The sequence below is a fragment of the Allobosea sp. 05T433 genome, from assembly GCF_056396065.1.
In genome coordinates this window covers 117876-130694 of record NZ_JBFTKS010000001.1, presented here as the reverse complement: position 1 = coordinate 130694, position 12819 = coordinate 117876, and the positions used below count along the sequence as shown (strand labels likewise).

General features: G+C 64.6%; 9 protein-coding genes. 7 read left to right on the top strand and 2 right to left on the bottom strand.

All coding sequences use genetic code 11. The features are described 5' to 3' along the window. Positions 1-175: 175 nt before the first annotated feature. Positions 176-757: a hypothetical protein gene (locus tag AC1DGP_RS00570; RefSeq protein WP_441506076.1), complete on the bottom strand. Its 582-nt coding sequence runs from the start codon at positions 755-757 to the stop codon at positions 176-178. A gap of 253 nt (positions 758-1010) precedes the next feature. Here AC1DGP_RS00570 and AC1DGP_RS00565 point away from each other — a divergent pair, with 253 nt between their 5' ends. From AC1DGP_RS00565 to fabI, 7 genes are all read left to right on the top strand, one after another. Next, on the top strand, positions 1011-3311 hold the full coding sequence (locus AC1DGP_RS00565) for a DUF3141 domain-containing protein (RefSeq protein WP_441506075.1): 2301 nt from the start codon (positions 1011-1013) through the stop codon (positions 3309-3311). Positions 3312-3319: 8 nt separating this feature from the next. After that, positions 3320-4294 carry a phosphate acetyltransferase gene (locus tag AC1DGP_RS00560; protein ID WP_441506074.1) on the top strand — a complete coding sequence of 325 codons (975 nt, stop codon included), beginning with the start codon at positions 3320-3322 and terminating at the stop codon, positions 4292-4294. A gap of 3 nt (positions 4295-4297) precedes the next feature. Further along, positions 4298-5512, top strand: coding sequence for an acetate/propionate family kinase (locus AC1DGP_RS00555; protein WP_441506073.1), 1215 nt, complete (start codon positions 4298-4300; stop codon positions 5510-5512). A gap of 62 nt (positions 5513-5574) precedes the next feature. After that, a complete protein-coding gene (locus AC1DGP_RS00550) occupies positions 5575-6621 on the top strand; it encodes an HlyD family secretion protein (protein WP_441490077.1) in 1047 nt (348 codons plus the stop codon). Continuing rightward, positions 6621-9359, top strand: coding sequence for a ribosome-associated ATPase/putative transporter RbbA (rbbA, locus tag AC1DGP_RS00545; RefSeq protein WP_476831603.1), 2739 nt, complete (start codon positions 6621-6623; stop codon positions 9357-9359). The genes AC1DGP_RS00550 and rbbA overlap by 1 nt, the downstream gene beginning before the upstream one ends. 1 nt (position 9360) lies before the next feature. Further along, positions 9361-10545 (top strand): ABC transporter permease, encoded by a 1185-nt coding sequence (locus tag AC1DGP_RS00540; RefSeq protein ID WP_441506071.1) that lies wholly within the window; start codon positions 9361-9363, stop codon positions 10543-10545. Positions 10546-10549: 4 nt separating this feature from the next. Continuing rightward, on the top strand, positions 10550-11326 hold the full coding sequence (fabI, locus tag AC1DGP_RS00535) for an enoyl-ACP reductase FabI (protein WP_441506070.1): 777 nt from the start codon (positions 10550-10552) through the stop codon (positions 11324-11326). A 169-nt stretch (positions 11327-11495) separates the two neighbouring features. Here fabI and AC1DGP_RS00530 read toward each other — a convergent pair whose 3' ends face one another. Continuing rightward, positions 11496-12734 carry an MFS transporter gene (locus AC1DGP_RS00530; protein WP_476831602.1) on the bottom strand — a complete coding sequence of 413 codons (1239 nt, stop codon included), beginning with the start codon at positions 12732-12734 and terminating at the stop codon, positions 11496-11498. Between the last annotated feature and the right edge of the window lie 85 nt (positions 12735-12819).

The window sequence follows — 12819 nt, the reverse complement described above, 5'->3', positions numbered from 1 at the left end:
GCGCGGTGCCGATCGCCTCGCGTATCGGCCCGAACAGTGGATTGAGGCCCTCGGGAAAGCCGATGCAAACACCGAAAGTTAGATCTTCGGACCGGACAGGATCCGGTGCGATCGACTCTCATAATTTAGAGCATTCTCAATGCGAAAAACCGTTGCCACTCTTTCGCAGCATGCTCTAGGTGCCCACCGCCTTCGTCGGCGCGGACGTCTTCCTCACCGTAACCCGTGCCGAGGCGAGGCGCCTATAGAGCGTCCGCCGGCGAAGCATGGGCAGCCAGTCGTAGAGGAACATCTCGGCCGGCCTCCAGATCACGACCCAGCCGATGATCACGAAGCTCTCCTGAAGCACGCGCGCGAACGGGCCTTCGATACGCTCCGACAGCCACCAGCCGATGAAGAGACAGGCGCTCAGGACGATGAGGCCGATCAGGAAGGCCAAGCGACCGTCCCGAAACAGCTGCCGCATCGCCTTTGTCTCAGATCGCGCACGCCCGTCGAACCAATTGCCGATGGCCGCAGCAAGATCGGGCGCCGCGCCGCCGGATTCGCCGTCCGCCGCGATGTCGATGAGGATTTCAATGGCGCGATCCTTGGGCAGCTCCTCGGCCCATTCGACGATGTACTGCTCGGCATCCCCCGACAGGTCGCGCTGGCGGAAGGGAAACGGATCGAGCGTGTTGAACAACTGTGCACCATCGGTCAGGCTCAACTCAATCGTGCTCGCACTCCGCAAGCCCGGAGCTGCATTGTCAGCCATCAGTCACCGCCATTTCCCATGATCGCGCCAAGAGCTACCCCCATATTCCGGCTAAGGATATTGCATTGAATCCTGAACATCCTGCCGGCGAGCCGACTTGATTGAAGTCAATTCCCCGCGCCGGCGAATGCCGCATATGACAAGCCCCTCTTGCATAGGTTGCGCGGGCGTCTCAGTCTGGTGATATTGCAGTGCGAAAGATCATCGTGAAGTTTCTGACGTATCGGCCCCCCGGCCATATGAGGACAACGATATGGTGAGCGCATATTCCGTGACGTCGCCTGGCGCGACCGCTGCGATGGCCCATGCCGGCTCCGACCTCGCCGCGTATCTGGTCGACGTCGCACAGCGCAACGTGCTGATGCTCGATGTGTTGCGCCGGCGGGGCGACAATTACCTCGACCATCTGGCGATGGCGGCTCCCAATGTCCTCGGATTTGGCTTCGAGATCGTCATGAGCGGCCGTAGCCTGCCCCGTCCGGTCAATTACGGCCTGGTCCGGATCATTGCACCCGAAGGCGTCGTCACGGACGAGTCCTCACGCCCCTTCATCGTCGTCGATCCGCGTGCCGGCCATGGTCCGGGCATTGGCGGCATGAAACCCGACAGCGAAATCGGCGCAGCGCTCGCTGCCGGACATCCCTGCTATTTCATCGGCTTCCTGCCGGATCCGGTGAGAGGCCAGACGATCGAGGATGTGGGCTGCGCCGAGGCTGCCTTCATCGAGGCCGTCACCAGGCGTCATCCCGGTTACTCCGGCAAGCCTTGCGTCATCGGAAACTGCCAGGCCGGCTGGGCCGTGCTCGGGCTCGCCGCCGCCCGGCCCGAGCTGATGGGGCCGATCATGGCCGCGGGCGCACCGCTGGCTTATTGGAACGGCAAGGATGGGCTCAACCCGATGCGCTATTCCGGCGGCATGCTCGGCGGCTCCTGGCTCACCTCGCTGACCGGCGATCTCGGCGCCGGAATCTTCGACGGCGCTTATCTCGTTCAGAATTTCGAGAAGCTGAACCCGGCCAATACGTGGTGGAGCAAGCTCTACGATGTCTGGTCGAAGGTCGATACCGAAGCCGAACGCTTTCTCTCCTTCGAGAAATGGTGGGGCGGGCATGTGCTGCTCAACCGAGAGGAGATCGAGTTCATCGTCGAACAGCTCTTCGTCGGCAACAAGCTGACCAAGGGGGAACTGACGCTCTCTTCCGGCAAGCGGATCGACCTGCGCGAAGTCGCCTCGCCGATCGTCGTGTTCTGCTCCTGGGGCGACAACATCACGCCGCCGCAGCAGGCACTCGGCTGGATCACCGATCTCTATGGAAGCGACCTCGCGCTGATCGCAGCCGAGCAGACGATCGTCTACTCCATCCACCCGCAGGCCGGACATCTCGGCGTCTTCGTTTCAAGCTCCGTGGCGAAGAAGGAGCATACCGAGCTCACGGAGAACATGGATCTGATCGACATCCTGCCACCCGGGCTGTGGGAGGCGGTGATCACACCGCGCGAGCCCGGCCAAGACTACGCCGATCTTGTGACCGGCGACAATATCCTGCGCTTCGAGGCGCGCAGCCTCGACGACATTCGGGCCCTGGGACTGAACACGGCGGAGGATGACCGTCGGTTCGCGACAGTCGCCAAGGTCTCCGAGATCAATGCCAGTTTCTACAAGACCTGGCTGCGCCCATTCGTGCAGGCTGCCGCCACGGCGCCCGCTGCAGAGCTGGAACGCCGGCTCAATCCGCTGCGCTCACAGTTCGAGATCTTTTCGCACAACAACCCCTTCATGCGCGGCGTCAGCGGCTGGGCGGAACTCGTTCGGGAACACCGCCGCCCCGCGGCCCAGGACAATCCATTCCTGGCCTGGCAGGAGATCATCTCGCAGAACATCGTCGCCTCGCTCGACCTGTTCCGCGACATCCGGGATTCCACGACCGAACTCGTCTTCAAACAGATTTACGGCGCGCCTGCCTTGCAGGCGGCGCTCGGCGTCACCGACGAGACGGCGCGCCCGTGGCCAGCCGATCGCGACCGCGGCGTCGCGGCGCTCGAAGCAGGCCGTTCCGACCTGGCTCAACGGGTCGGACGCGTCAGCGCAAAGATCGCGATCCTGCGTGCGGTGATGTACGTCCTAGCGGCACGCGGCGGCATCGACGAACGGATCTTTGCCGTACTGCGTCGCCTGCACAGCAAGCATCAAAAGCTCGACGGCATGACGCTCCAGCAGTTCAAGCTCAACGTCCGCGAACAGTTCTTCATGCTGCGCTTCGACGGCGAAGCGGCGGTCGCAGCGATCGCCACGGTGTTGCAAACCGAGACCCCCCATCTATCGCTCGAGGAATTTCACGACATTCTGACCGCTGCAGGGCCGCTCGAAGGCGAAGCGCTTGTCCGTTTCGAGCGGATCAGCCGGATGTTTCCCGATCAGTCGCCGGTTCACGAAACGCGTGCGACCGCCGACAATCTGCATCGCTTGGCGAGCCGGTCGGTTGCACGCAAGGAGACAGCCCTCGACACTGCCTCGAAGGCAGCGCCCCACCGCAGTTCATCGCCCCGGAAGTGAAGCGCAGAATGTCTCAGCCTTCCCAAGCTGTCGCGAGCGCCCGATCAGGTCATGCTCACGACAAATATGAGCGCCTGATCGCGAAGGCGCGCGAATTTGCGCCGGTCATGACGGCGGTGGCGCATCCCTGCGACGAGTCCTCTCTCAGGGGTGCGCTCGACGCAGCAGCGCAGGGTCTGATCAAACCGATCCTCGTTGGACCCACCGCCCGGATCATCGCGACCGCCAAGGCTGCCGGGCTCGACATCGCGGGCTTCGAGATCGTCGATACGCCGCATAGCGTCGCTTCCGCGGCCAAGGCCGTGGAACTCGTCCGCAGCGGCAAGGCGGCCCTCCTGATGAAGGGCAGTCTGCATAGCGATGAGCTGCTCGCCGAGGTAACCAATAAGGAGACAGGCCTGCGCACCGGCCGGCGTATCAGCCATGTCTTCATCATGGACGTGCCGTCCTATGCCGAGCCGCTCTTCATCACCGACGCGGCCGTGAACATCTTTCCTGACCTCGAAGCCAAGCGCGACATCATCCAGAACGCCATCGATCTGCATGTCGGGCTCGGCCTGGGAGCCCCGAGGGTCGCGATCCTCTCGGCCGTGGAGACCGTGACCACCAAGATCCCCAGCACGATCGAGGCGGCAGCGCTCTGCAAAATGGCCGATCGCGGCCAGATCACCGGAGGCCTGCTCGATGGGCCACTGGCGCTGGACAATGCGATCAGCCCGGAGGCGGCCAGCATCAAGGGCATCGTCTCGCCGGTAGCAGGCCGAGCGCAGATCCTGGTGGTGCCCGACCTCGAAGCCGGCAACATGCTGGCGAAGAACCTGACCTTCCTGTCCGGGGCCGATGCCGCAGGCATCGTACTCGGCGCGCGCGTGCCGATCATTCTGACCAGCCGCGCCGACAATGTCCGGACCCGCCTCGCCTCCTGCGCCGTTGCCGGGCTMTATGCCCATGCGTTGCTGCAGGCCAAGCCAATCGGAGCCTAGCCGGTGACCGAGGTCCTGTTCGTCGTCAATGCCGGCAGCTCGAGCATCAAGTTCAAGCTCTACTGCGTCGCAGGCGACGATATCGAGCTGATGTTCGGCGGCGCCGTGGACGGGATCGGAACCCGTCCGCGGCTCAAGGCAAAGAGCCATGACGGAACGTCGCTGATCGAGCGCAGCTTCACCGTCGCGGAGGTTGCGAACTCGGCGCAGGCGCAACAGGTCGTTGCCGACTGGGTCGTCGGCGAGATCCGGGACATGGCCATCATCGGCATCGGCCATCGCGTCGTCCATGGCGGCCCGGTCTATTCGGCACCGGTGCTGGTCGACGACGCGGTAATGAAGACGCTCGAAACCTTCATCCCGCTCGCGCCACTGCATCAGCTCAGCAATCTCGACCCGATCCGCGTGCTGCGCCAACGCCGGCCCGACCTGCCGCAGGTCGCCTGCTTCGACACGGCCTTCCATCGCGGCCATCCCGAACTCTCAGACCGTTTCGCCCTGCCGCGTGCGCTCTATGACGAGGGCGTCCGGCGCTACGGCTTCCATGGCCTGTCCTATGAATATGTTTCGAAGGCGCTGTACGGCATCGCACCGGAGATTGCAGACAAGCGGGTGATCATCGCCCATCTCGGCTCCGGGGCTTCCGTCTGCGCCTTGCAGGGCGGCCGCAGCATCGAGACGACGATGGGCTTCACCGCGCTGGACGGACTGCCGATGGGAACGCGCTCGGGTTCGCTCGATCCCGGTGTCGTCCTGCATCTGATCGAGCAGAAGGGCATGAGCCCGGCCGCAGTCGGCCAGATGCTCTATCACGAAAGCGGCCTGCTCGGGCTGTCCGGCATCAGCAACGATGTGCGCGAACTGCAGGAGAGCGAGAGGCCCGAGGCCGCAATGGCGATCGACTTCTTCAGCCTCCGCGTCGCGCAAGCCATCGCCAGCCTGTCGGTCACGCTCGGTGGGCTCGACGGCATCGTCTTCACGGCCGGCGTCGGCGAGAACGCCTGGCAGGTCAGACAGAACGTGGTTGATCGCCTGCACTGGGCAGGACTGTCGCTCAAGGCCGAGGCCAACCGGCGCAATGACAGGCGCATCGATGCCGAAGGCAGCCGGACGCAGATTTTCGTCGTCGCGACGGACGAGGAACGCATGATCGCGCAGCATACGCTGCGGCTGCTTCGGAGCACCGGAGTGGCTGCGCGAGAGCCCGCGCGGTCATAACACAGGATCAGGAAGCAGCCGGTTCTCGCCGCAAGCGCAACCGCCGAGCTCGGAGAGTGATGATGATAGTGGTCCGTCTACCCGCAGCGACAGCCCTGGCGGTGGCGCTCCTGACCGTCGGCAGCGTGCTCGCCCCGGTCTCGCGCGACCTCTCGATCACGGCGCCGGCCCAGGCCCAGTCGAAGATCCAGGCGTTCCTCCAGCGCTTGCGCAGCGGCTCGATGCCCAGCGGGATTGCCAAGTCGAACGGCCGTATCGAGGCGACGCAGATCGATATCTCCGCCAAATATGCCGGCCGCCTGTCGCAAGTGCTCGTCAATGAAGGCGACGACGTCACCGCCGGGCAAGTGGTCGCGCGCATTTCGTCGCCGGAATACGAAGCCCAGCTTCGCGGCGCCCAATCCCAGGTTCTCAAGGCCAAGCATGGGCTGGCGGAAGCCAATGCGCTGATCGTCCAGCGCAAGAGCGAGATCACCCTCAGCCAGGCTGAGCTGGAGCGTGGCCAGCAGCTCGTCGACAAGGGCTATCTGACCAGGCAGACCTTCGACCAGCGCGTCGCCAAGGCGGATACCGCCAAGGCCGCGCTCGTCGCAGCCGAGGCCCAGCGCGACCAGGCGCAGTTCGCGATCAAGAGCGCCGAAGCCGAGGTCGACCGCATCGAGGCGGTTCTCGTCGACATGACGCTCGTCGCGCCCCGCAGCGGCCGGGTTCAGTACCAGCTCGCACGCGCGGGCGAGGTCGTCGGCGCAGGCGCGCGCATCCTGACGCTGCTCGATCTCAGCGATGTCTACATGACGATCTATCTCCCGGCCGCACAGGCCGGGCTGCTCGCCCTTGGCGACGAGGCCCGGATCACCGTCGATCCGCTGCCCCAATATGTCATCCCGGCCAATGTCGGCTTCGTCGCGGCGGACGCCCAGTTCACGCCGAAGAGCGTCGAGACGGCCGACGAGCGGGAGAAGCTGATGTTCCGCGTCAAGCTGCAGATCGATCCGCGCGTCCTGAAGAAATATCACCGCCAGGCCAAGACAGGGGTGCGCGGCATGGGCTTCGTCCGGACCAGCCCGTCGATCCAGTGGCCCGAAGATCTCACCGTGAAGCTCCCCTGATGAACGACGGCGTCATTGCCAAGGTCGAGCATGTCTCGCACCGGTACGGCAAAACGGTTGCGCTCGACGATGTCTCGATCGACTTCCCCTCCCGCCGCATGGTGGGGGTGATCGGTCCCGACGGCGTCGGCAAATCTGCGTTGCTCGCCCTGATTGCCGGCGTCAGGGAAATCCAGACCGGACATGTCACGGTCTTCGGTGGCGACATGGCCGACAAGGCCCATCGCGAGAAGCAGGGCGCCCGCATCGCCTATATGCCGCAGGGCCTAGGCCGCAATCTCTATCCGACGCTGAGCGTCTTCGAGAATATCGACTTCCATGGCCGGCTCTTCGGCCAGGGCGAAGCTGAGCGCAGGCGGCGGATCGACGAGTTGCTGAAGGCGACGGGTCTCGACCCGTTCGAAGGCCGCCCGGCCGGCAAGCTGTCGGGTGGCATGAAGCAGAAACTCAGCCTGTGCTGCGCCCTGATCCACGACCCGGACCTCCTCATCCTCGACGAGCCGACCACCGGTGTCGACCCGCTGTCGCGCGGCCAGTTCTGGGACCTGATCAACACCATCCGTGGCCGGCGGCCGCAAATGAGCGTGATCGTCGCCACCTCCTATATGGACGAGGCCGAACGCTTCGACTGGCTGGCCGCCATGGATGACGGCAAGGTGATCGCCTCGGGGCCGATCTCCGAGATCCTGGGGAAGACAGGCCAGACATCGCTGGAAGCCGCCTTCATCGCGCTGCTCCCGAAGGCGAAGCGGGCGCAGCACCAGGAGGTCATCGTACGCCCGCGCCCGGCCAGCGACAGCGCCGTGCCGGCGATCGAGGCCGAAGGATTGACCCGACGCTTCGGCGATTTCACGGCCGTCGACCATGTCAGCTTCCGGATCGAGCGCGGCGAGATCTTCGGCTTCCTCGGCTCGAACGGCTGCGGCAAATCGACGACGATGAAGATGCTCACCGGCCTGCTGCCGGCGACCGAGGGCTGGGCCAAGCTGTTCGGCAAGCCGATGGGCTCCAACGACATGGAGACGCGCCGGAATGTCGGCTACATGTCGCAGGCCTTCTCGCTCTATACCGAACTCACGGTCCGGCAGAATCTCGAACTCCACGCAAAGCTCTATCACCTGCCGAACGATGAGATCGAAGGTCGCATCGCGGAGCTGCTCGAGCGCTTCGACCTCAGGGATGTGGTGGACTCGCGGCCCGACAGCCTGCCCCTCGGCATCAAGCAGCGCCTGCAGCTTGCGGTCGCCGTACTCCATCGGCCGGCCATGCTCATTCTCGATGAGCCGACCTCCGGCGTCGACCCGATCGCGCGCGACGCCTTCTGGCGCACGCTGATCGATCTCTCGCGCGATGACGGCGTGACGATTTTCCTCTCGACGCATTTCATGAACGAGGCCGAGCGCTGCGACCGCATCTCCCTGATGCATGCCGGCAAGGTGCTCGCAGTCGGCACACCGGAGGAACTGGTCAGGGAACGTGGAAGCTCCTCGCTGGAGGACACCTTCGTCGACTATCTCGCCGAGGCCGCAGGGATCGATCGCGAAGCGAAATCGGAGGCGCCTGACCCGAACGCGGTACTCCCGCCACCGGAACCCATCCGGGCCCCGCGCCGCTTCGACCCGAAGCGGCTCTGGGCCTATTCGCGGCGCGAGACGATGGAGCTGCTGCGCGATCCGATCCGGCTCGCCTTCGCCTTCCTGGGCCCGCTCGTCCTGATGATCGCCTTCGGCTTCGGCATTTCCTTTGATGTCGAGAACCTGCGCTTCTCGGCGCTCGACCAGGATAATACCCCCGAAAGCCGCCAGCTGATCGAGGCCTTTTCCGGCTCGCGCTATTTCGACGAGCGTGCGCCGATCAGGACGGCCGAAGAGCTCGACCAGCGGCTGAGGAACGGCGAGTTGCAGCTCGCGATCGAGATCCCGCCCGGCTTCGGGCGCGACCTGCAATCCGGCAGGAAGCCGGAGGTCGCGGTCTGGCTCGACGGCGCCATGCCGTTCCGCGCCGAGACGACGAAGGGCTACGTCACCGGGCTTGCCGCGCAATACGCCAAGGAATGGCTCGCCCAGAACAGTGCCGGCACGAGCGCGGCCAGTCTCGTCAATGTCGAGACCCGTTTCCGCTACAACCAGGCCTTCAAGAGCGTCAATGCGATGGTGCCGAGCGTGATCATGCTGATGCTGATCCTGATCCCGGCCGTCATGTCCGCCATTGCGGTGGTGAGGGAGAAGGAGACCGGCTCGATCGCCAATTTCCAGTCGACGCCTATCACCAAGTTCGAGTTCCTGTTCGGCAAGCAGCTGCCCTATATCGCGATCGCGATGATCAGCTTCGTGCTGCTGGTGCTGCTTGCGATCATCCTCTTCGGGGTGCCGATCAAGGGCTCGATCGCGATGCTGGTGCTCGGCACCCTGCTCTACGTGATCGCGACGACGGGCTTCGGCCAGTTGATCTCGACCTTCACCAGGACACAGGTCTCCGCCGTATTCGCCACCGCGATCCTGTCGATCATACCGGCAGTGAACTTCTCGGGCCTGCTCGTTCCGGTCGCCTCGCTGTCGGGCGGAGCACGGATGATCGGGCTCGGCTTCCCGACGGCCTGGTATCAGCCGGTCAGCGTCGGCGCCTTCACAAAGGGCCTGGGGTTCGACGACCTGTCGTTCAACCTCATCATGCTCGCTGGCTTCGCAGTCCTTTTCCTCGTCGTCTCGCAGCTTCTCCTGCGCAAACAGGAGCTCTGAGATGTCGCCGGAGAGAACCAGCGCCACGACGGAACCAGCGCAGCAAGGGCCAACGGGCCTTCGGCTGCATCTGGCCAATATCTACCAGCTCGTCATCAAGGAACTGCGCAGCATTCGGGCTGACCCTGTCATGCTCATCCTCGTGGTCTATGCTTTCAGCATCGCCGTCTACACGGTGGCGACCGGTGCCTCGACCGAGGCGAAGAACCTGACCGTCGGCATTGTCGACGAGGACCGCTCCGATCTCTCGCGCCAGATCCAGAACGCACTGAACCCACCGCTGTTCAAGAGCGCGCTGACGATCAGCGCACGCGACATCGACGAGGAGATGGATCACGGCCGGCTGGTCTTCGTGCTGGAAATCCCGCCCTCCTTCCAGGCCGATCTTCTCTCCGGCCGGCGGGCATCCGTGCAGCTCAATGTCGATGCCACCGCGATGACCCAGGCCGGAAACGGCTCGGTCTATATCCAGTCGATCATCGCGCAAGAGGTGACGAATTTCCTGGCCGGCCGGGAAACCGTGACCAGCGCCCCCATCAATGTCGTCATCCGCTCCAAGTTCAATCCGAACCTGAATTCGGCCTGGTTCACCTCGGTGATGCAGGTGATCAACAATGTCACGTTGCTGACAGTGATCCTGACCGGCGCGGCGCTGATCCGCGAACGCGAACAGGGCACGGTCGAGCATCTGCTGGTGATGCCGGTCGTGCCGGCCGAGATCATGCTGGCGAAGATCATCGCCAACGGGCTCGTCATCCTGGTCGCGGCCGGGCTGTCGCTCGCGGTCGTCGTGCAATGGTGGCTGCAGGTGCCGATCGCCGGCTCGCTGACGCTCTTCCTGGCGGGTGCGGCGCTCTACGCCTTCACGGTCGCGGCGCTCGGCATCATGCTCGGCACGCTCGCCACCTCGATGGGCCAGTTCGGGCTGCTCGCCATTCCGATCCTGGTGATCATGCAGCTCCTGTCGGGTTCCAGCACGCCGATGGAGAGCATGCCCGTCTGGCTGCAATATGTGATGCAGATCATCAGTCCGACACCGCATTTCGTGGGGTTCTCGCAGGCCGTGCTCTATCGCGGCGCGGGCCTCTCCGTGGTCTGGCTGCAGCTCGTCGCGCTCGTCGTCATCGGCAGTGTATACTTCACCTATGCGCTCAGCCGTTTCCGCCGCGTGATCTTCGGAGACTAGCCAGATGGGCACGATCGACGACATCGTCCGCGGCAAGAAGGGCCTGATCGTCGGCATCGCCAACGAGGACAGCATCGCCTTCGGCTGCGGCAGGGTCCTGCACCGGCTCGGCGCGGAGCTGGCCATAACCTATCTGAACGCCAAGGCCGAGAAATGGGTGCGCCCGCTCGCGGAGGAACTCGGCAGCCCGATCATCATGCCGCTCGATGTCGAGATGCCCGGGCAGCTCGACGCCGTGTTCGAGGAAATCACAAGGCGCTGGGGCAAGCTCGACTTCGTCATCCACTCGATCGCGTTTGCACCGCGCGACGACCTGCATGGCCGGGTCGTCGATGTGACGCGGGACGGCTTCGAGCAGGCAATGCGCGTCTCCTGCTATTCGCTGATCGAAATGGCCCGCAAGGCCGAGCCGCTGATGAGCGCGGGCGGCGCGATCCTGACCATGAGCTATTACGGCGCCGAGAAGGTGCTCGACAATTACAACATCATGGGACCGGTGAAGGCTGCGCTCGAGAGCACGACCCGCTATCTCGCCCATGAACTCGGCCAGAAGGGCATCCGCCTGCACGCGCTCTCGCCGGGCCCGTTGAAGACACGCGCCGCCGGCGGCATCGCCGGTTTCGACGAGCTTCTGTCCCAAGCCGCGGCGCGGGCTCCGCAAGGGCGCGTCGTCACCATCGACGAGGTCGGGCAGGTCGCCGCTTTCCTGATCAGCGATGCCGCCACCGGCATGACCGGCAACACGATCTATGTCGATGCCGGCTATCACATCATGGGTTAGGTCATCGGACCGGACATCGTATCCCGGCCGGTGATCTTCTGCGTTTGCATCGGCCCTCCCGAAAACCGTAATCCACTTTCGAGCCGATGATTCTCTGTGCTTGCATCGGCTTTCCCGAAAACCGTAATCCACTTTTCGGGCCGATGCGTGAGGCTGCCCGCCGCACGCTTCAGGCGGGGACAGCGCGCGGCGTTCCGTCCGGATCCGTCGCTTCCGGCTCCTGCGAGATCGGTGCCGTCAATGGGTCGATGATCTCGAAGGGACGCTCGACCCGGACAGGCGGCGCCTTGACGAGCACGCGCAGGCCGGAGACCGCGGCGAGCAGGATGGTCGCGGCCGCCATGAAATAGAGCAGCCCGCCAATATCGAAGCGCGACATGACGGCGGCGCCGAGCATCGGCCCCAGGGCCGAGCCGAAGCCGCTGACCAGGATCAACCTGCCGCTGACGGCAACGACGCGATCTGAGGGCATGCGATCGAGCGCATGGGCGACGCAGACCGGATAGAGCGTCGACATGAAGCCGCCGAGCACCGCCGCCACGGGCAGCACCGCTGCAAGCTTCGGGGGCAACATGACCAGCAGCAGCGCCGCCGCCGCAAAGCCGAGCGCGAGGCCGGCCAGAACCAGCCGGCGGTCGCCACGATCAGACAGGCGCCCAACCGGAACCTGAAGCGCCAGACCGCCCAGCACCGCGACCAGCATGAAGAGCGCGATCGTCTGCTGCGGCACGCCATTGCTCAGCATCCAGGCCGGTACGAGCGCGTAGAAGGCGCTGCTGATCATGCCACTGATGACGCAGCCGACCACGGCCACCGGCGCCTGCCGGGTCAACTCGCCATAGCGCAGCGTCGCCTCCGGTGCGATCCCCGGCGCCTCGGCGCGCGTCGTGCTGACCATCACCAGGGCAAGTGCAAAGAGCACGGCGATGATGTTGAAGGGCGTCATGGCGTGAATGGCGAGTTTGCCGATCAGCAACTGGCCGAGCGCCAGCGCCAGGAACGTGCCGACCATGTAGATCGAGAACACCCGCCCGCGCTGATCCGCCTGCGCCTTGGCGTTCAGCCAGCTCTCCGTGGTGATGAACAGGCCGACGCAGCCCATGCCGATGACGGCGCGGCAAACGATCCAGGCCAATGGCGAGACAAGAAGCGGCATCGTGGCTGTCGCAACCACCACCATGCCCGCGAATGCGGCATAGGCGCGGATATGGCCGATGCGCTGGATCACCTGCCCGGACCCGACCGCCCCGATGGTGAAGCCGATGAAATAGGCGCTGAGCACGACGCCGTTCAGCGTGGAACCGAAATCCTCGATCGTCAGTCGCAGGGACAGGAAGGTGTTGAAGAAGCCGTTCGCGAGCTGAATGAGGCTCGTCGCGGCGATGAGAGTTCCGATCTGCACGAGCATCGGCCAGGCTCCTTTCGCTAGCGGCCGAGAGATGCCGGCCAGAGTGTCGCGCGCCCGCAGGAATGCGACATCCGCCCCGGATATT